The 19566-nt window shown below is 61.0% G+C and carries 21 protein-coding genes; 13 read left to right on the top strand and 8 right to left on the bottom strand.

Features of this window, described 5'->3' with window-relative positions; translation table 11 throughout:
- Window positions 1-47 precede the first annotated feature (47 nt).
- The 3 genes from BN32_RS03625 (at window position 48) to rpmG (ending at window position 1981) form a co-directional block, all read left to right on the top strand.
- Window positions 48-515, top strand: a complete 468-nt coding sequence (locus tag BN32_RS03625) for a peroxiredoxin family protein (protein ID WP_019196743.1) — start codon at window positions 48-50, stop codon at window positions 513-515.
- A 99-nt stretch (window positions 516-614) separates the two neighbouring features.
- Complete coding sequence (locus tag BN32_RS03620) at window positions 615-1454, top strand: hypothetical protein (protein ID WP_019196742.1); 840 nt, start codon at window positions 615-617, stop codon at window positions 1452-1454.
- Window positions 1455-1813: 359 nt separating this feature from the next.
- On the top strand, window positions 1814-1981 hold the full coding sequence (rpmG, locus tag BN32_RS03615) for a 50S ribosomal protein L33 (protein ID WP_002712167.1): 168 nt from the start codon (window positions 1814-1816) through the stop codon (window positions 1979-1981).
- Between the two features lie 89 nt (window positions 1982-2070).
- Here the strand turns inward: rpmG and BN32_RS03610 are convergent, their stop codons facing one another.
- Window positions 2071-2949 carry a universal stress protein gene (locus BN32_RS03610; protein WP_019196741.1) on the bottom strand — a complete coding sequence of 293 codons (879 nt, stop codon included), beginning with the start codon at window positions 2947-2949 and terminating at the stop codon, window positions 2071-2073.
- Window positions 2950-3141: 192 nt separating this feature from the next.
- Between BN32_RS03610 and BN32_RS03605 the strand changes: the two genes are divergently transcribed.
- Window positions 3142-3864: a CBS domain-containing protein gene (locus BN32_RS03605; protein WP_019196740.1), complete on the top strand. Its 723-nt coding sequence runs from the start codon at window positions 3142-3144 to the stop codon at window positions 3862-3864.
- Here BN32_RS03605 and BN32_RS03600 read toward each other — a convergent pair.
- Window positions 3861-5234, bottom strand: a complete 1374-nt coding sequence (locus BN32_RS03600; RefSeq protein ID WP_019196739.1) for a PleD family two-component system response regulator — start codon at window positions 5232-5234, stop codon at window positions 3861-3863. The two genes, BN32_RS03605 and BN32_RS03600, sit on opposite strands and share 4 nt — an antisense overlap.
- A 9-nt stretch (window positions 5235-5243) precedes the next feature.
- Window positions 5244-5609 (bottom strand): response regulator, encoded by a 366-nt coding sequence (locus BN32_RS03595; RefSeq protein ID WP_019196738.1) that lies wholly within the window; start codon window positions 5607-5609, stop codon window positions 5244-5246.
- A 126-nt stretch (window positions 5610-5735) separates the two neighbouring features.
- On the opposite strand from BN32_RS03595, the gene BN32_RS03590 reads away from it, so the two are divergent.
- Both BN32_RS03590 and BN32_RS03585 read left to right on the top strand, forming a co-directional pair.
- The gene (locus BN32_RS03590) at window positions 5736-6020 is read left to right on the top strand and encodes a DUF3572 domain-containing protein (RefSeq protein ID WP_040425411.1); all 285 of its coding nucleotides are present in this window, start codon (window positions 5736-5738) and stop codon (window positions 6018-6020) included.
- A 4-nt stretch (window positions 6021-6024) separates the two neighbouring features.
- The gene (locus BN32_RS03585; protein WP_040425409.1) at window positions 6025-7311 is read left to right on the top strand and encodes a DNA polymerase IV; all 1287 of its coding nucleotides are present in this window, start codon (window positions 6025-6027) and stop codon (window positions 7309-7311) included.
- Window positions 7312-7324: 13 nt separating this feature from the next.
- Here the strand turns inward: BN32_RS03585 and BN32_RS03580 are convergent, their stop codons facing one another.
- The gene (locus tag BN32_RS03580) at window positions 7325-8194 is read right to left on the bottom strand and encodes a cell envelope integrity EipB family protein (RefSeq protein ID WP_040425407.1); all 870 of its coding nucleotides are present in this window, start codon (window positions 8192-8194) and stop codon (window positions 7325-7327) included.
- A gap of 209 nt (window positions 8195-8403) precedes the next feature.
- On the opposite strand from BN32_RS03580, the gene dmeF reads away from it, so the two are divergent.
- From dmeF to BN32_RS03550, 6 genes are all read left to right on the top strand, one after another.
- On the top strand, window positions 8404-9381 hold the full coding sequence (gene dmeF / locus BN32_RS03575) for a CDF family Co(II)/Ni(II) efflux transporter DmeF (RefSeq protein ID WP_019196734.1): 978 nt from the start codon (window positions 8404-8406) through the stop codon (window positions 9379-9381).
- A 128-nt stretch (window positions 9382-9509) separates the two neighbouring features.
- Window positions 9510-9977 (top strand): RidA family protein, encoded by a 468-nt coding sequence (locus tag BN32_RS03570; RefSeq protein WP_019196733.1) that lies wholly within the window; start codon window positions 9510-9512, stop codon window positions 9975-9977.
- A gap of 5 nt (window positions 9978-9982) precedes the next feature.
- Window positions 9983-10738, top strand: coding sequence for a glycerophosphodiester phosphodiesterase (locus tag BN32_RS03565; protein WP_019196732.1), 756 nt, complete (start codon window positions 9983-9985; stop codon window positions 10736-10738).
- 102 nt (window positions 10739-10840) lie between these two features.
- The gene (locus tag BN32_RS03560) at window positions 10841-12013 is read left to right on the top strand and encodes a GNAT family N-acetyltransferase (RefSeq protein WP_019196731.1); all 1173 of its coding nucleotides are present in this window, start codon (window positions 10841-10843) and stop codon (window positions 12011-12013) included.
- A gap of 75 nt (window positions 12014-12088) precedes the next feature.
- Window positions 12089-13189, top strand: a complete 1101-nt coding sequence (locus tag BN32_RS03555) for an FUSC family protein (RefSeq protein WP_019196730.1) — start codon at window positions 12089-12091, stop codon at window positions 13187-13189.
- An 81-nt stretch (window positions 13190-13270) separates the two neighbouring features.
- Window positions 13271-13696, top strand: a complete 426-nt coding sequence (locus BN32_RS03550; protein ID WP_019196729.1) for an HIT family protein — start codon at window positions 13271-13273, stop codon at window positions 13694-13696.
- Between the two features lie 15 nt (window positions 13697-13711).
- Here BN32_RS03550 and BN32_RS03545 read toward each other — a convergent pair whose 3' ends face one another.
- The 3 genes from BN32_RS03545 to BN32_RS03530 form a co-directional block, all read right to left on the bottom strand.
- On the bottom strand, window positions 13712-14056 hold the full coding sequence (locus BN32_RS03545) for an AzlD domain-containing protein (RefSeq protein WP_019196728.1): 345 nt from the start codon (window positions 14054-14056) through the stop codon (window positions 13712-13714).
- Complete coding sequence (locus BN32_RS03540) at window positions 14053-14823, bottom strand: AzlC family ABC transporter permease (protein WP_019196727.1); 771 nt, start codon at window positions 14821-14823, stop codon at window positions 14053-14055. Before BN32_RS03540 ends, BN32_RS03545 begins: the two co-directional genes overlap by 4 nt.
- A 478-nt stretch (window positions 14824-15301) precedes the next feature.
- On the bottom strand, window positions 15302-16354 hold the full coding sequence (locus BN32_RS03530) for a lytic transglycosylase domain-containing protein (protein WP_040425926.1): 1053 nt from the start codon (window positions 16352-16354) through the stop codon (window positions 15302-15304).
- 242 nt (window positions 16355-16596) lie between these two features.
- Here BN32_RS03530 and BN32_RS03525 point away from each other — a divergent pair, with 242 nt between their 5' ends.
- Complete coding sequence (locus BN32_RS03525) at window positions 16597-16965, top strand: hypothetical protein (RefSeq protein WP_019196724.1); 369 nt, start codon at window positions 16597-16599, stop codon at window positions 16963-16965.
- A gap of 68 nt (window positions 16966-17033) precedes the next feature.
- Here the strand turns inward: BN32_RS03525 and clpA are convergent, their stop codons facing one another.
- Window positions 17034-19439 (bottom strand): ATP-dependent Clp protease ATP-binding subunit ClpA, encoded by a 2406-nt coding sequence (gene clpA / locus BN32_RS03520; protein WP_019196723.1) that lies wholly within the window; start codon window positions 19437-19439, stop codon window positions 17034-17036.
- Window positions 19440-19566: the final 127 nt, after the last annotated feature.

Genomic DNA, 19566 nt, shown 5'->3' with positions numbered 1-19566 from the left:
ACAGTCCTCCTGCATCAGCGCCGTGATTGCAGAGGCCTGACGTTGTCATGACGACCGCCATTGCACCTGAACTGTCGGTCTCGGAATGGCTCAACGCAGCCACGCCGCTCACGCTTGCAGGTCTTCGCGGGCGCCCCGTTCTGATCCACGCCTTTCAGATGCTCTGTCCCGGCTGCGTATCGCACGGGACGCCGCAAACTCAACGCGCGCACGACATGTTCAGGAACACGGACTTGCAGGTCATCGGTCTGCATACCGTCTTCGAGCACCACGAAGCCATGAAACCGGTGTCATTGAAGGCGTTCGTTCACGAGAACAAGCTCACCTTCCCGATCGGTGTGGACACACCCGGCGAAGACACGCCGATTCCCGTGACAATGGCCAATTATGGCATGCGCGGAACCCCGACCATGATCCTGATCCGCCGGAACGGCACCGTGTATCATCACGGCTTCGGGCAACAGGACGACATGGCGGTCGGCGCAATGATTGCCTCGGTGCTGACAGACACCTGACCAAAGCGGGGAGTTGCGGTTTCAAGCCCCCGCGCGGGCTGATATGCTGGCCACCGACGGCGGCGGAACGCCCGCCAGGGATGAGCGAACCACAATTGTATGCGTACCGGCGCCGCCATATCGGTCGCCGCACATGTTGCGGCCCTGACAGCGTGTCTTGTGCTCGCGGGTGTGCGCCCGTTCGACCCGACGACCGCGGAAGCCATTACCGTCGATATCGTCACGCCCGAGGAAGTGCCGCCGCTTCCAAAGGAACCTGATAACTACGACTTCCCGACGCTTTCGAACAAAGATCAGGAACAGGCTGCTGCGGAAAGAAAGCAGGCTGCGCAGGAAACGCCGCAACAAGCGGCGCCGGAACAATCCGTAAAACCTGCCCCCGCTCCGCCCTCAAAGCCAAAGCAGGATTCGCAGCAGGCGGCGCTCAAGCAGCAGCCCGCCGAACCAGAGCAGCCTCAACCGCAGGCACAACCTCAGCAGCAGGCGCAGCCCCAACAACACCCCCCGGCACAGCCTCAGCAGGAAGTGCCGGTGGCGGCCCCCGACATCACAAGCAAGTTCGGCATGATGTTCACCCTGCCGGACGCCGGAGCAGCCGGCGACTTCGACGCCAAGGCGACGGCAAAGGCGAATATTTCCAGCGAGGATGCCGCAGCTCTACGCGCCCATCTCAAGAGTTGTTCGATCCTGCCGAAATCGGTGACGCCTTCCGACAATGTCCGGATCGTGCTGCGCGTGGCGTTTCAACGTGACGGCAAGCTCGCGTCGGAACCGCTTCTGATCGAAGCCAGTGCATCGGAAAAAGGTCCAGCTCTGATGCGCAGTGCGATGGATGCGCTGGACAAGTGCCAGCCGTACGCCATGCTGCCGGCTGATCGCTACGATCAGTGGCGCATGCTCGATCTCAGTTTCTCGCCGCAGGATTTCAAGGGCGGATAACCCGTCGGGAAAACTGCCCTCCCGCAGGGGCTGGACGATTTCGCCGACCTGGTGGTTCCGGAACTGCAGCGGCGTGGCATCTTCCGCAAGGACTACGAAGGCCCCACGCTCCGCGAAAATCTCGGCCTGCCATAGCCCAAAAACCGGCTTTTCGAGCCTGCCGGGGCTTTGAACGCGGCTGAATAGCCCTTCAGGCCCGTCGAACCGAGGCCCTTCGCGGGGCGAAATCCGGGGTATCCGCTTTTCGGAATATTGCGCCCTAAAACCTTGACTTTGGGGCGTTCGAAGCTAGGTTGCGCCCCAAATGCAGCTCGATTTGTCGGGTCTGCGCGTGATTCCTGACATTCGAGGTTCTGAACATGGCCAAAGCGGTCACCATCAAGGTCAAGCTCGTTTCCAGCGCGGATACCGGCTTCTATTACGTCGCCAAGAAGAACTCCCGCACGATGACCGACAAGCTCGTGAAGAAGAAGTACGATCCGGTCGCGAAAAAGCACGTCGAGTTCCGCGAAGCCAAGATCAAGTAAGTATTTCAATTACTTATGCACGAAAACGGGGCCTTTCGGCCCCGTTTTTCGTTTTTGGCGGTCCTCTCTGGCCGAGCACTGCCCCGCCATCAGTGGGATAGCAGGACCCAGCACGGCGGATTCGCGAGAATCGATCGCGTGGCTCCGCCCAGAATGAATTCGCGCAGTCTGGAGTGGCCGTAAGCGCCCATGACCAGAAGGTCGATGCCACGGGACACAACATAGGCCTCCAGGAAACTGCCGATTGAATGCTGATCGGTTTTCTTGACGTCTTCATGGATGGCTTCAATTCCAAAGCCTGCCAGGTACTCCACGAATTGCTGCGCCTGGGCGGATGACAGCGGCTTGTCGTCCGTCGCCGTGAACGCCCTCACCGTCTTTGCACGCCGCAGAAACGGCAACGCATCGGCCACGGCGCGCGCGGCCTGACGACTTCCGTCCCACGCAACGGCAACGGTCAGGATTGCCGTCGCCAGCGGCCGCACCGGCTCCTCCGGAAAAATCAGAACCGGGCGGCCCGACTCGAAGATGATCTGTTCGGCGAGATCAAGCTGGTCTTCGGTATCCTTCCTGAGCGGCTGAACGGTGACATGATGCAGCCGCGCCGACTCCACCAAGTTCCGCGTCATGTCATAAGGCGCCCTGCGCTCCAAGCGACAGCGATGCATCACATTATGGCGGGCGGCGACCTCCTCGAAACTATGGACGAGCTGTTGCGCATTGACTGCGCTCTTTCTTGCTTCCCGTTCGAGAAACTCCCCCATGTGCGCGCCTTCGAAGTAAAGGCCCATTTCAATTTCGACCTCATACACCACCGCCGAAACGCGCTGCGTAATCGTCGAATGATTTCCGCTCCGGTTTCCTGACGACAAAAGACTCTCGCTCAGGCGGAACACCGACTCGATTGCAGCCTTTGTTGTCGGCTTCGGATAGCTGACAAGCGGAAGCAAGAAATCCCTGATGGCCATGATGATCTCCTTTTGACCGAGCCTAACTGGTGGCGGGATCTGCCGGCTTGATATGGCTCCCATCCGTGAAAGCCTGCGGCACTATTGCTGCACTTGATGTGAATCAAGGTGTTCAGACGAGAAGCGGTCAGACTGAATTCGTGAGTGCCCGTTCGGGCCACATCGGTCCCATCAGAGCGCACAGGTGATCTTATGAGAGCGCATCACATCATGACCCGCAAAGTCATCAAGGCCGCGCCCGGTGATTCGATCACCGATGTTGCAAGGCTCATGCTTGACAACCATGTGAGCGGCCTTCCTGTTGTCGATTTGAAAGGTGCGCTGGTGGGTATTGTCACCGAGCGCGATCTATTGCGCCGACGGGAAATCGGCACGCAGCGCAAGAGACCGCGCTGGCTCGATTTCATTCTCGGCCCCGGATATCAGGCTGCGGAGTATGTCCAGACCGCCGGACGCCGCGTTGATGAGATCATGACACGCGATGTTCAAACCGTGACCGAGGACACCCCGCTTTCTGACGTCGTCGCCATCATGGAGAAATATCGCGTCAAGCGCGTCCCCGTCATGAACGGCAACAAGCTGACCGGAATCATCAGCCGCCAGAATTTCGTCCGCGCTGTCGCGGGCCTCACGCGTGACGTCCCCGATCCCACCGCGGACGACGCACATATCCACGCCCGTATTCTCGCAGAGATCGATCGACATGATTGGGGGCCAGCCGGACTGGAGGTCTTTGTCCGAAACGGTGTCGTCGACATCTGCGGCGTCATCACGGACGACCGCACGCGGCAGGCCATTGTCGTCGCGGCGGAGAATGTCGCGGGCGTCAAACAGGTTCACGATCACCTGGGTTGGGTCGACCCCATGTCAGGCACGTATTTCGGGTCCGAAGAAGACAGGACGAAAGCGAGTTAGGCCGCGGCAGCGACCACGCGGTTTCGGCCATCGTGCTTGGCGCGGTACAGCGCCTGGTCCGCGCGCTTGAGGACGGCGCTGATCGCCTCGCCCTTGGTTTCCAGGGTCGAGATGCCGATCGAAATGGTCACCTCGATACGCTTAGCGCCCTTCTCGATAGCGAACGGTTCCCCGGCGATGGAGCGGCGAAGCCGTTCGGCGACCATCCCCGCCACATGCAGGTCGGTCTCCGGCATCACGATGACGAACTCCTCGCCACCGAAGCGGCACGCGAGATCGATTCCGCGGATCGACTTGCGGATTCGCACGGCAAACTCGCGCAATACATCGTCGCCCGCATCGTGGCCGTAGTTATCGTTGATCGATTTGAAGTAGTCGATGTCCAGCATCATCAGTGCCAGTGGCTTGGCGCGCATGGCCGCCTGCTCTGCCAGCGTCGCAAGATGGCTTTCCATGTAGCGGCGGTTATGCAGCCCGGTCAGCGGATCGGTGATCGCCATTTCGATCGAGTTCTGCACGTTGTCGCGCAGGTGATCGGTGTAGCGGCGCTTGCGGATCTGGGTACGTGCGCGCGCCAGCAGTTCGTTCTTGTCCACCGGACGCAGCAGGTAATCGTTGACGCCGATTTCGAGCCCGCGCAGCAACCGCGCATTGTTGTCGGCGTCGGCAATGGCGAGAATCGGCACGCTGCGTGTCCGCTCCAGCGAACGCGCCTGGCTGCAAAGCCGCAACCCGTCGAAATTCTCCAGACCTAGCGACACGATCAGCAAATCGTAGTTGCCATCGGCGGCATGAAATAGCGCTTCGGCCGGGTTGGCTTCAACATCGACGCTATGTTCGGTGGCCAGCACAGGAGCCAGCCGCTCGTAGGACGATGGCCTATCATCGACCAGCAACACGCGCCCACCCCTGCCGGTATCAGCGACCGCGTCGCGCTCGGGGGCGTTGACGCCAATTTCCAGCGACGTGATCGCGCGCATGCGCAACTCGTCGGTCATCATCTTCAGCCGCGTCAGCGATCGCACGCGTGCGATCATCACGACGTCGGACACCGGCTTTGTCAGGAAGTCATCGGCGCCGGCGTCGAGCCCGCGCACGCGGTCGGATGGACTGTCGAGCGCCGTCACCATGATGACGGGAATGAAATGGGTTTTCGGATTCGACTTCAGGCGGCGGCAGACTTCGAATCCGTCGATGTCCGGCATCATCACGTCGAGCAGCACGATGTCGCATTCCGCGCGCTCGCAGATATCAAGCGCCTGCGTGCCGCAATTCGCCGTCACGACGTCAAAATATTCCGCGGACAGACGCGCCTCGAGCAGCTTTACGTTGGCGAGAACATCGTCAACGACCAGAACGCGCGCGGACATCAAACTCTCCTAGCCGACAAACCGTCGAACCGTCTCAATAAACTTTCCAACCGAAATCGGCTTGGATAAATACGCCTCGCACCCGCCTTCGCGGATACGTTCTTCGTCGCCCTTCATGGCAAAAGCCGTTACCGCGACCACAGGGATCGCGCGCAATTCGACATCCGCCTTGATCCAGCGTGTCACGTCGAGACCGGAAACCTCGGGAAGCTGGATATCCATGAGAATGAGATCGGGCCGGTGCTTGCGGGCGAGATCGAGTGCTTCAACCCCATTACGCGTGCCGACTGTCTGATACCCATGAGCCTCCAGCAGATCGCGGAAGAGCTTCATATTGAGCTCGTTGTCTTCCACGATCAGGACGGTTTTGGCCATCCTGGCCCTCCAATTCCCGCAAAATGCCCGTACGTGCTGAAACCATTGAATTCGCCACGCCACCGTGACTCGGGCATGATGGACTCAAAATAGAGACGATAAGTTACGGAAAGGCAAACGCGATCAATGACAAAAGGCCCATCGACCCCTCAGGAAGTAGCTGAATTTGTTGCGATTCAGGCCCTCTCCTTCCTGGCTTCAGACCCTGAGCGATTAGGGATGTTCCTGACCGAGAGCGGTATTGGCCCGCAGACCCTTCGAACCTCGGCCGCCGACCCGAAATTCCTTGCCGGCGTACTCGATTTCATCGTGCGTGATGACGCGACTGTGAAAGCCTTTGCCGATGCATCGCAGCTGACGCCGCAGGCCGTCGCCAACGCGCGCGAGGTGCTGGACCCCCGCTGGGAGTGACGCTTTGAGCGACCGTCCGCCAGCCGACCTGACAGGATTTTGCCGCGACTGCCTGGCGGACGCAGCAGCGAAGGCGATGCGCTGCACGGAATGCGGCTCCCCGCGCCTTATCCGCCATCGCACCCTCGGCACTCTGACACTCGCGCATATCGATTGCGACGCGTTCTATGCAACCGTCGAGAAACGCGACAACCCGGACATCGCCGACAAGCCTGTCATCATCGGCGGCGGCAAACGCGGCGTGGTGTCGGCGGCCTGTTATATCGCGCGCACCTACGGCGTGCGCTCGGCCATGCCGATGTTCAAGGCGCTGGACCTTTGTCCATCGGCTGTCGTGGTGCCTCCTGATATGGCCAAGTATGTCCGCGTGGGCCGCGAGGTTCGTCACGCGATGATGGCACTAACGCCGCTGGTCGAGCCGCTTTCCATCGACGAGGCGTTTCTCGACCTGAGCGGCACTGAACTGGTGCACGGCATGATGCCAGCCAAGGTGCTTGCGCGGTTCGCATCCCAGGTCGAGCGCGACATCGGCATCACCGTCTCGGTCGGCCTGTCCGTAAACAAATTTCTCGCCAAAATTGCATCCGACCTCGACAAACCGCGCGGCTTCGCGGCGCTCGACCAGGAGGAAGCGCGCGCGATGCTCGCAGAGCGGCCGGTCGGATTCATCTACGGCGTCGGCCCCGCCTCGCAGGAAAAGCTCTCGCAGCACGGCTTCCGCCTCATCAAGGATCTGCAGCGGGCGGACGAGATCGATCTGATGAAGCAGTTCGGCCCCGAAGGACGGCGGCTGTGGCGGTTGGCGCGCGGTATCGACGATCGCAAGGTCGTGGCCGATCGCGGAGCCAAGACGATTTCAAACGAAACCACGCTGGAATCCGATGTCCGTGATTTTCCGACGCTGGAGAAGATCCTCTGGCGGCTGTGCGAAAAAGTGTCCTCGCGCCTCAAGAGCGGCGATCTCTCCGGCTCGACCATCACGCTGAAACTAAAGACCGCGGACTTCCGGCAGCGCACCCGCTCCCAATCGCTTCAGGTTCCGACGCAACTCGCGACGCGCATTTTCGCCACCGTGCGCGAAATGCTCAGCCGCGAAATCGACGGCACCGCATTCCGGCTGATCGGCGCGGGTGTCAGCGCGCTCAAGCCCGGTGCGGAGGCGGATGATCAGGATCTGCTGGATCGGCGCTCCGCCCACGCTGAACGCGCAATGGACAATGTCCGCAAGAAATTCGGCAATACCGCAGTGATGCGCGGGATTGCGTATGACGGACCGGCAAAACCGGATTGACGGCTTCGCCGCCCTACTTGCAGGGCTTGGTTTCCTTGACGTCGATCTTGCCCATCGCGCCCGCGATGACGAAATCGTTGTAGTCCAGCGACAGTGCGCGGGAGACGCCGTCCTCGTACAATTCGAACGACATCGCGTAGATCGGCGTCTGTTCACCGGAATTGGATTTCGTCGCCCGGTCGTAGTAGCTGACCGTGACTGGCCACCGCGTCTGGGATTTGAACTTCTCGTTGGCGGTTGTGGCATCCGGCTTCGCGGGCGCTTTCGTCCCCGGAATCGGCTGCCCGATCACCGTGAGCGTGTTGTAGACCTTCTCGCCGTCGTCCGATCCGTCATAGATCACCAGTTCTAGCAGCGACTTGCCCGCGCGCGCGGCCTCGATGATCAGCTTGACCTGCTCCGTCGGAAACACCGCCCCTTCAATGGTGAAAGTCTTGACCTTGGGTTTCTTCAACTTGACCTTGACGGTCGTGCCCTCACGCTCCGCGATGCCATCGACGGATGTCGTGTCGGCGTCATTCATGCGGGTTTCGATCTTGAAGCGATAGCTCTTGCCCTCACCGTCTTCCCAACTGGTGGAGCGCAGATCGCTGATCGTGGTCTTGCTTTCACCGGCGTCGAGCTGTGACACCTGCCGGAATTCAGTGGTGTAACCCTCGCAGGCGCTGCCCGCGAAATTGTACAGAATGCGGCCGGTTGCGTTGCTGACGCTGGCATTGCCCCGCGACGTCTTCAGGCTCAGATCGTAGACTGCCTGGTGCGCGAGAAAGGCAACGCTGGGTGCAGCCAGCGCTGCGCCCGTGGCTGGCGCGAGAAACGCGGCAGACAACAGCAACGGAAGGGCAAGTGATCCACAACCTGAAATCCGGCGCGCGCGACGCATGGCGTCTCCTTGAGAGTTCGAATCAAAGCCATATTAACCGCTGCACGGGGCAGCAGTCGGCCCCGTTCAACAGAGTTTCACAAAACTGATGCGAAAAATGAGCCTTTTTTGAGGGGGTTCCACGACCGCCCGCAGTTGTGACTCGAGATCGAAGTCACCCCGGCCCTATACTCGAAATAGGTCGTCCGGACGTACCCCGCGGAGAAAACATGCACTCGCATTCTCTTGAAAACTGGACGCACGACCACGTCTTCCTTGGCGCGGCGCATGCGCGAAACGAGCGGCGCACCTGGCTCGTCGTCGGCCTGACCGTCGCCATGATGGTTGCCGAAATCATCGGCGGCACCATCTTCGGTTCGATGGCGCTGCTTGCCGACGGCTGGCATATGTCGACCCACGCAGCGGCCATCGGCATCGCCGCGCTGGCGTACCGATACGCGCGGCAACATGCACACGATCCGCGATTCGCGTTCGGCACCGGCAAGCTCGGTGAACTGGCGGCATTCACCAGCGCGGTCGTGCTGGCGATGATCGCCCTCCTTATCGCCTATGAAAGCGTGGTTCGGGTCGCTAACCCGGTCCCGATCGCCTACGGTGAAGCCATCGCGATCGCGGCAGTTGGGCTGGCGGTCAATCTCGTATCTGCGTGGCTGTTGCGCGAGGATCATGGCCATCGCGATCACGGTCATGCCCACGATCATCACGACAATGACCATCATGGCCACGAACATCACGGGCACCACCGCGACAACAATCTTAGAGCCGCCTATATGCATGTGCTTGCCGATGCCGCGACATCGGTGCTCGCCATCGGGGGCCTCTTTGCCGCCCGCGCCTTCAATTGGGTATGGATCGATCCTGTCGTCGGTTTCGTTGGAGCCTGCGTGATCGCAAGCTGGGCTTACAGCCTCATCCGCGACGCAGGCGCCGTGTTGATAGACATCGTTCCGGATGACGGTACGGAGCGCAAGATTCGCCAACTCATGGAAATTGACGGAGACAGAATCTCCGATCTCCATCTCTGGCAGATCGGCCCCGGCCATCGGGCTGTCATCGTCTCGATTGTCACCGACCGGCCGCAGGCGGTCACCGTTTACCGCGAACGCCTGGCGGCGCTTCGTAACCTGAGCCATGTCACAATCGAAGTTACGGCTTGCGAGAACCATGGACATGCCCGGGCGGCATAGCCCTAGCTGCCGCTGATAAATTGCGGAGCTTGCATGTGACGGCACGATAGGCGAAATATGACTCGCCCGTTCTTTGGCAATGTCGAACATCGTCTGCGGGCAAACATCAGAAAACATCGGGGACTGACATGGCGGGAACGGTTGAGCAGAAGTTGGGCGAGTTGGGCATCGTGTTGCATGAGCCAAATCCGCCTGTGGCGAACTACGTCGGATTCGTACGCACCGGAAATCTGCTGTTCGTCTCCGGCCAGGTCTGCAACACCCCTGAAGGCAAGCTGATCGCAAAGGGCAAGCTTGGGGCCAGCGTAACCACCGAACAAGGCGCTGCCGCCGCACGCGCCTGCGCCATCAACCTGCTGGCGCAGGTCAAGATGGCGCTCGGCGATCTCGACAAGGTGGCGCGCGTCGTCCGCCTCGGCGGCTTCGTCAATGCGACGCCGGATTTTCTTGAGGGGCCGAAGGTCCTTAACGGCGCATCGGATCTGATGGTGGCTGCATTCGGCGACAAAGGCCGGCATGCGCGCACCACCGTCGGCGTGGCTGCCCTTCCCTCGGACGCGGCCGTCGAAGTCGAAGGCATCTTCGAAGTTTCCTGACACCAATGACTGCGCGCGCACCCGGCTGGCTGACGGCGCGGCCGATCGCCCATCGCGGCCTGCACGATCGTGCGCGCGGCATCATTGAAAACATGCCCTCGGCGTTCGATGCTGCCATCGCCGGCAACTTCGCCATCGAGGTGGACCTCCAACCATCCGCTGACGGCGAAGCGATGGTGCATCACGATTACGCGCTCGGCCGACTCACACAGGGGACGGACGAGTTGCTTTCGCTGACGGCGGAGCAACTCAAGCAGGTCGGGTTCAAGCACACATCTGACCACATGATGACGCTCGGCGAACTCTGCACGCGCGTCGCGGGACGCGTACCGCTGGTGCTGGAGATAAAAAGCCGGTTCAACGGCGACCGGCGGCTAGTGATACGGATGGCGGAAGTGCTGGCTTCCTACAGCGGACCCGTGGCGGCTATGTCGTTCGATCCCGATCAGGTCACCGCGATCCGCGACCTGATGCCGGACCTGCCGCGCGGCATTGTCGCAGAACGTCATTACACCGATGGGGAATGGAAGCAGTTATCTGCCTCGAAAATTCGCGAGATGACCGGCTTGCGCCATGCCTTCCGCACCCAACCGCATTTCGTCAGCTATCGGGTGGACGATCTGCCGGCGCCGGCGCCGTGGATTGCGCGCAATATCTTCGGTTGCGCGCTCATCACATGGACTGTGCGAACGCCGGAACAGCGCGCACTCACCGCGCGATACGCCGACCAGATGACATTCGAGGGTTTCATCCCGGAGTAAGCCGAAAGGCGCGTTGCCAGATACTTGAAGTCATCCGCGCAAGAACCGATCTATACTCCTGAACGTTTTCGGTTTTTCTCACGGCCACGGTGCGCCTTCCCCTTGACGGATCTCGGCGAGATTACCCTTGAAGCAGTGTCATCGATCGGCCAGATCCCGGCCGACGAATGGAACGCCTGCGCCAACACGGATGGTGCGTACAATCCCTTTGTCTCACACGCCTTTTTTACCGCGCTGGAAACGTCGGGATCTGCCATCGCACGGACCGGCTGGGCGCCGCGCCACCTGGTGGCACGCATCGCGGGCCAGGTTGCGGGCATCGTGCCGTGCTATCTGAAAAATCATTCGCAGGGCGAGTACGTGTTCGACCACGGCTGGGCGGACGCCTACGCACATGCGGGTGGAAGTTACTACCCGAAACTGCAAGCCACCGTTCCGTTCACGCCGGCCACGGGGCCCCGCATGCTCGTACGCCCGGGCGACCACGCGACACGCGTGCGCGAAACTCTCGCCGCCGGGCTGATCGCGCTGTGCGGCGCGACGCATGCATCGTCCGTCCACGTCACCTTCGCCCAGGAAGACGAATGGGCGTTCCTCGCTAAACAAGGATTCCTGCAACGCACCGACCAGCAATTCCACTGGCGCAATAAAGGCTACGGGACGTTCGAGGATTTCCTCGCCACTCTGGCGTCGCGCCATCGCAAGGCGATCCGCCGCGAGCGCCGCGATGCCCTTGCGAACGGCATCACCATTCATCCCCTCACCGGCAGCGACATCACAACGGATGCGTGGGATGCATTCTTCGAATTCTATATGGAGACGGGCTCCCGCAAATGGGGACGGCCCTATCTCACCCGCGCGTTCTACACCATGGTCGGCGAAACCATGGCGAAAGACGTGCTGTTGGTCATGGCAAAACGCGACGGCAAATGGATTGCGGGTGCGATCAACTTCATCGGCTCCGACACGCTGTTCGGCCGCCACTGGGGCGCGATCGAACATCATCCATTCCTGCATTTCGAGGTCTGTTACTATCAGGCCATCGACTTCGCGATCCGGCGCGGATTGAAGCGCGTCGAGGCGGGCGCACAGGGCGAGCACAAGATTGATCGCGGCTACCTGCCGCAGACCACCTTCTCCGCGCACTACATTGCCGATCCGGCGCTGCGCCGCGCCATCCGCGAGTACCTCACCCGTGAACGGACCTACGTTCAGGAAACCGTGCGGGAGCTGACCGACGCCGGGCCGTTCCGCAAGGCGGACGCCGAAGACTAACATGGTTGGCGTTGTGACCGTCCCGCAAGCGGCCTAACCTGATCGGCGGATCACGCCGCTGCCGCAGGACACGCCTTGAGTTCAATCGCCGCCCGGACCCGCGAATTCCTGACGCGCCGCGCCTCTGAGCTGCGCCAGACCGTTCGTGTCACCATTGCAGTTGGCGCGGCTTATGCCGCCTACAAATCGCTCGGCCTGCAACAGGGCTATTGGGCCGTGTTCACCGTAATTATCGTGATGCAGGGCTCGATCGGCGGGACACTCGGCGCAGCCACCGAGCGAATGATTGGCACCCTTGCCGGAGCGGTCGTTGGCGGGCTGGCGGCGGCCTTTCATTCCAACACATCCCTCGGTATCGGCATCGCTCTCGTGCTTGTCACTGGCGCCACCGTATGGGGCGCTGCGGTTCGTCCGCAATTGCGGGTCGCGCCGGTCACCGCCGCGATCATGCTGCTGACAGAGCCCGCAGGCGCACCGGTCGAGCAATTCGTTCTCGACAGGATTATCGAGATTGGATTGGGCGGCCTGATCGGCGTGCTGGCGATGGTTCTGATATTTCCGGCGCGATCACATGCCGTCGTGGTGACCCGCTCCGTGGCCGTGCTCACGCGCATTCAAAAGCTGCTGCTATCGGAAGCCGATGCGCTTGAGCGCGGCGAAGCGCTGGTCCCTTCCACCGAACATCCAGCCTTGCGCCAGGCGCTCACCGCCGTCGAACAGGCCTTGAAAGATGCCGACAGGGAGCGCGCCTCGCGCCTTGCCGATCATCGCATTCCTCAAGCAATTCCACGCACACTCTGGCGCGTGCGCAACGATCTCGTCGCCATCGGCGGCGTGCTGCGGACACCTCTTCCGGCCCAGATCGCATCGACGCTGGCGCCTGCGGCGGCTCGCCTGCTGCGCGCCCACGCCGAGCTGACCGAACGATGCGCGACTGCGCTCAACGCGGTCGTTATTGTCTCGCGAAACGACGTCAGCGCGGCACATCTCGCCTTCACCGAAACATTTACCGGGCTGCGTCAATCCGGCGCGATGCGTGCACTCGATTTCAATGCGGTGGGGCGCGTTTTCGGCCTTGCATTTACACTGGACGGACTTCACCGCGACTTGACGAATCTCGCCGACCGGATCGATGAGATCGCAACCGGCATCCCGGAGCGCACACCGGATTTCTGACCAACGCGCCGCCTAAACAACCCGGCTTGACCGGGCCGCTTCGGACGGCGATTGTGAACCGCAATTTTTCCGGGGCCGACCATGACCGCTTACGACACCAACAACATCTTCGCAAAAATCCTGCGCGGGGAAATCCCGTGCCACAAGGTGTATGAAGACGAACACACCTTCGCTTTCATGGACATCATGCCGCGCTGTCCCGGACATACCCTGGTGATTCCCAAGGAGCCCGCCCGGAATATTCTCGACATTTCGCCCGAGAGTTTCGCCCATGTTGCGCGGACGGCGAAAAAGATCGCAGTCGCGGGCATGAAGGCCTTCAAGGCCGACGGTATTACCCTGCAGCAATTCAGCGAACCGGCCAGCGGCCAGGTCGTCTACCACCTTCACGTGCACATCATGCCTCGGGTCGAGGGCGTCGCCCTGCTTCCGCCGGCGACCCGCAAGGAGGACGTCAAGGTGCTGGAAGATCACGCCACGCGGCTGATCGCGGCACTGAACAACTGAGCTGCGAAGCTCGGCTCAGCCCATCCACCATTTGCCTGCAAGGACAACGATTTCACCGGCGACCACACCGGCGAAAACTGATTTGCGCGTCGCCAGATAAACGCCAAACCCAACGGCGGCGGCGCCATATCGGACAATGTCCGGCACGGTCGCCAGCGCGCCGGGCGGTGAAATCAAAATCTGAGCGATAACCCCCGCAAGGATTGCAGCGGCGACTGCCCTCACCCAGATCAGGAATTCCGAACCTTCGTCGATCCCGCCGCCGATCACGAGGCCGAGCACCCGCCAGACCTCGTTCGACAGGAAGCCCGCGAACAATAGCAGAGCGATGGCGTGCGTATCTCCAAGAAGGCCGCTCATGCTCGGCCCCTCAGACGATGGACGCCATAGGCAATCGTGCCGGCGGTCAGGCCGCAGATCATGATGTCAACACCGGTGTGCAGCAGTTGCACCAGTGGGTAAAGCGCAAGCCCCAACGCAAGCGCGAGCTTGTCCACCAGCTTGTGCGCATTGCGCGCCGTGGACAGCAGGAACGTCAGCGGCGTCAGCGCCAGAATTCCAGCCGACAGAATCGGCGGCAGGCTTGCCGCCAGGCCATATCCGAGAACGGTCGCGGCACAGCTCAGGAACACCAGCCCTCCGCCAAGCCCGTTTACGAAGGCAATCCGTCTCTCACGCGGCACGTGTGGCAACAGACGAAAGCTTTCGACCCAGACCGTCACCGCCACCAAATGCGCCGGCAGCGCGAGCTGGCGCATCTTCGTTTGCGGCGTTCGCAGCATCGGCAAGACCGAGACCACCATCGGCAACAGGCGGATGGCGCTGATAGTCACGGCCAAGGCGGATTCCAGCAGTGTCGCACCGGCATGTGACGTGGAAATCAGGATAATCTGCGCAGGACCGGCCCAGACCAATACGGTGGTAGCCACCGCCCACCCCAGCGTGAAGCCGGTGTCATGGGCGAATGCGCCAACCCCGATAAACGTGCCGAAAAGCACCAGCGCCAGAATCGACGACAGCGCGGATTTCACCCCGAACGCGAACGCCGCGAAGGAGCTTTGCCATTTCGGAGAATCAAGGGCGGGAAGTGCCAAGGAGCGTAACACCGGATGAATCATTTGATTCATCACGCGGGTGAAATGTCCTCGTCGTCAAGGGACCGGCGCTGCCAATTTTCGGGAGGCCGCACCGCTAAGACGCGGCGGCTTGCAGGGCCCGCCGGAAGCCAATGCTCGCCGACGAACGTGGCCGCAAACAGCGGCATCAAAATCAAATCGACGGTTCGCGCGCGGACGACGACAGCGAACCGAGAACGCACAAGGTTGCAAATGCAATACCGATAATTCCAAACGTCAGCACGAAAGCCTCCTCACAGAATGCAGCGAAACGTTTCGCTGCACGCGATCAGATGATTGGAAAACGGTTTCACAAAACTTAATCGAAAAGTGCAGCAATCCCGTTAGCATTTCGTTGAGCATAAAATTCTCCGCAAAGATTCAAATAATGCCTGCAATTATTGGGTTTCTTTTTGCATGCGATCGGGCTGCGACGTTAACCGTTACAAGAGATTCCTGGAATCTCCCCCGCATTCAGCACCGGCGCCGGTTAACCATGCCCCTGTGCGTTCTTCAGCACGATGCATGCTTGCCCTGCCCGTCTGATGCGATCGCACAACTCGTTGGCGGCAGAGCGCGTGTCGGCTCCCACCCGCACCTGATAGAACGGCCGCGTGCCGCGGCTCCGGAAGATCGAACTCAGAAGACTGGGGTCGCGATCGCCAATGATCGCACTCAGGCGCGTCATGGAACGCGCATACATCGCGAGCGCCCTGTCGCGAGAGAATCCGGCGGCAAGCTGTACGCCCCACGGCATCGCCGCGCCGAGCTTCACACGCTGCTCAAGTTCGGCGACAAAGGGATTTGGCGCACGTTTCAGCAACGCCATGAGTTCGCGGCAGCCCGTCGGCGGCGCGCGGTCCTTGATCGCGCCGTTCTTCCCGGCCGCGGCCCAGTTATCGACCGTCGTACCGGTGATCGCATAAACATAGTTTCGGGTCTCACTCGGCATATAGCCGGTTCCCGTCAGCCATTCCTGCACGCGGCGCGGTCCCGCATTATAAGCCGCGGCAGCCAGCCCAAGATTGCCGAATTGTTCCCGCAGCTCGTGGAGGAACTCTGCTGATTTTGGCAGAGCCTGCACGGGATCAAACGGATCGAGCAGTCGGCGCTCGGTCGCGGTGCCCGGCATGAATTGCGCAACGCCCTGCGCGCGCTGACCGCTGCGTGTAACAGGCCCCACCGCATCCGGCTGAAAGCGGCTCTCCTGCCAGATCACGCGCGCGAAGAACTCCAGCGGCAGATTATGCGCCGAGGCCGCGGATTCGATCATCAGGCACATTGTCTCTCGCGTATCGGTGTCTTTCGCATCCTTCGCAGGCGGGGCCGGTGGCGGGGCATCGGCGCCTCGTTTCGTTTCGGTGGCAACGGGAGGAGTTACGGGAATTCCCTGATCCAGAGCCTTAGGTTCGGATGTCTCCTGCGGAGTGTCTGGCGCCCTCGTGGGCGCAGGGTCGTCACCGCGCGCAATCTGAACCTTTGCCGTCAGCATCACGCCGACGGCCAGGCACAGTACCCAATGCAACGGAGCCCGCTGTCTCATCGCCACCAACTGCCACACGAGGATGTCGAAAAACGGATCACGCAAGCAATCGAAACAAACGAAGTCGGTAAAACCGCGACGGTTAGAGAACTTGCCGCGGATCGCTTATCCATCGGATGAGAATTGCCGGTCTCTCGCACGCCTATGCGGCGGATTCGTTTACGTTAACGGAGTCTTTCGATCGCTAATCATAGCCCCACCCGCGCGGCCAGCCTAAGGTTAGCAAACAATGAACTGCTGGGATGAGCAACGTGGTCGCACATATCGAGGCGGCGCAGGACGGAGCGATAGCCGCACCGCCCGCGGATATCCACGATCTCGCTTTGCTGGATGCACAGAATGATCCGGCGACTTCCGAACTCGCCGCAGACATCCATCCTGACATTCAAATTGACACTCCGCAGGAACCCACCCGCGACAATTTCAAACGAATAAGCCCGTTCAAACGAATAGGCCGGGGACTGCTGAGGCCACTGATCGCCGTAGCGACCGCTCAATATTTCATTGTCGCTGTGTTGGCGGGATTGGCTGCGTGGGCGATTGCCTCCGAGGCAGGCGAAGTGATCAGTGCAAAACTCGAGCCCGTGCTCGCGGCGTTAAAACGCTTCTGATCCAGCGCAAGCTGCAAAAAAGCCGGCGATCGTGAGATCGCCGACTTTTGCATCTGTTTGCGCGTCGCTCAGACCTTCATGAGCGGCGGCTTGGCTGGACCTTTCGGACCATCCCCACCCTTCGGCTTGCGCGGCGCGGCGCGCTTACGGGTGCCGGGCAGCTTTTCAGGCTTCGGGGTCACCGGCCCTTCGACGAACTCGAAACCGATCTTCTCGGCGCCCGCTTCGCTTCCCTCGTCCTTCACCAGGACGACGCGGACGTGACCGCCACCCTTCAGCTTGCCGAACAGAACCTCGTCCGCCAAAGGCTTCTTGATGTGCTCCTGAATGACACGAGCCATCGGCCGCGCACCCATCTGCTCGTCGTAGCCTTCCTTCACCAGCCATGCCTTCGCAGGCTCGGACAGCTCGATAGTCACGTCGCGATCCGCCAGCTGGGCTTCAAGTTGGAGCACGAACTTCTCGACCACCATGCCGATCACATCAGGATTGAGGTGCGCGAACGACACGATCGCATCGAGACGATTGCGGAACTCGGGCGCGAACTGCCGGTTGATCGCCTCGTGATCCTCGCCTTCCCGCTTGCTGCGCGTGAAGCCGAATGCGGCCTTCGCCATGTCGGCAGCACCCGCATTGGTGGTCATGATCAGGATGACATTACGGAAATTGACCTGCTTGCCGTTGTGATCGGTCAGCTTGCCGTGATCCATGATTTGCAACAGTACGTTGTAGAGATCCGGGTGCGCTTTCTCGATTTCGTCGAGCAGCACCACGCAATGCGGATGCTGGTCCACGCCATCGGTCAAGAGACCGCCCTGATCGAATCCGACATAGCCCGGAGGTGCGCCGATCAGACGCGACACCGTATGCCGCTCCATATACTCCGACATATCGAAGCGGATCAGCTCGACGCCGAGAGACGCGGCCAGTTGCTTGGCCACCTCGGTTTTGCCGACACCGGTTGGGCCCGAGAACAGATACGAGCCAATCGGCTTCTCCGGCTCACGCAGGCCCGCGCGGGCGAGCTTGATCGAGGCGGACAAGGCTTCGATGGCCTTGTCCTGACCAAATACGGTCCGCTTCAGGGTCGTCTCGAGATGCTTGAGCACCTCGGCGTCGTCCTTGGAGACAGACTTCGGCGGAATCCGCGCCATCGTCGCGATGGTTACTTCGATTTCCTTGATGCCAATGGTCTTCTTGCGCTTGTTCTCAGGCACAAGCATCTGCGCTGCGCCGGATTCGTCGATCACGTCGATCGCCTTGTCTGGCAGCTTTCGGTCATGGATGTAGCGCGCCGAGAGGTTCACCGCCGCCTCAATGGCGTCGTTGGTGTACTTCAGCTTGTGATAATCTTCGAAATACGGCTTGAGGCCCTTGAGGATGCCAATGGCATCTTCAACGGTCGGCTCATTGACGTCGATCTTCTGGAACCGGCGTACCAGTGCGCGATCCTTCTCGAAGTGCTGCCGATATTCCTTGTAGGTAGTAGACCCCATGCAGCGGATCGTGCCGGACGCCAGCGCCGGCTTCAGCAGGTTCGACGCGTCCATCGCGCCGCCGGAGGTTGCGCCTGCTCCGATGACAGTGTGAATTTCGTCGATGAACAGGATCGCATTCGGATGCGCTTCCAGTTCCTTGATGACCTGCTTGAGGCGCTCTTCGAAATCGCCCCGATACCGCGTGCCAGCAAGCAGCGTGCCCATGTCGAGCGAGAACACCGTTGCGGCGGCCAGCACCTCCGGCACCTCGCTGTCAACGATGCGCTTGGCGAGACCTTCGGCTATCGCCGTCTTGCCGACGCCGGCTTCGCCGACGAACAGCGGGTTGTTCTTCTGGCGGCGGCACAGCACCTGGATGGCGCGGCTGATCTCGGCGTTGCGGCCGATGACGGGATCGATCTTTCCGTCGCGCGCCTTCTTGTTCAGGTTGACGCAATAGGTTTCGAGCGCCTCGCCCTTCTTCTTTGAATCCTCATTGCCCTTGGCATCGGCTTCTTCATCGACGCCGCGCACCGGCCGCGCCTCGGAGACGCCCGGACGCTTCGCAATGCCATGACTGATGTAGTTTACCGCATCGTAGCGGGTCATGTCCTGCTCCTGCAGGAAATAGGCCGCATGGCTTTCGCGCTCCGCAAAAATCGCGATCAGCACGTTGGCGCCTGTGACCTCTTCGCGGCCGGACGACTGCACGTGGATGACCGCGCGCTGCACGACACGCTGGAACCCGGCCGTCGGCTTGGCGTCGTCGGAACCTTCCGCGACCAGATTCTCAAATTCGGTTTCGAGGTAGTTGACGAGGCTGCCGCGCAGCTTGTCGAGATCGACGCTGCATGCACGCATTACAGCGGCGGCGTCAGAGTCGTCGATCAACGAAAGCAGCAGATGCTCGAGCGTCGCATACTGATGATGCCGCTCATTTGCGATGGCAAGCGCGCGGTGCAGGGATTGTTCAAGGCTCTGAGAGAAAGTCGGCATTCGCGTCCCTTATGGCCCCCGCCACTTCATTCGATCGGTTGTCGTCCGGTCCGGTCTGATCAGTTCCTGCAACCTGTTTGCATTCTCATCGCCCCATCCGGTTCCCACGCCGAACGAGACTCAAATG

The sequence above is a fragment of the Afipia birgiae 34632 genome (genome assembly GCF_000308295.2).
GTDB lineage: Bacteria > Pseudomonadota > Alphaproteobacteria > Rhizobiales > Xanthobacteraceae > Afipia > Afipia birgiae.
The sequence above is the reverse complement of the archived record's forward strand: the minus strand, read 5'-3'. Positions and strand labels throughout refer to the sequence as shown.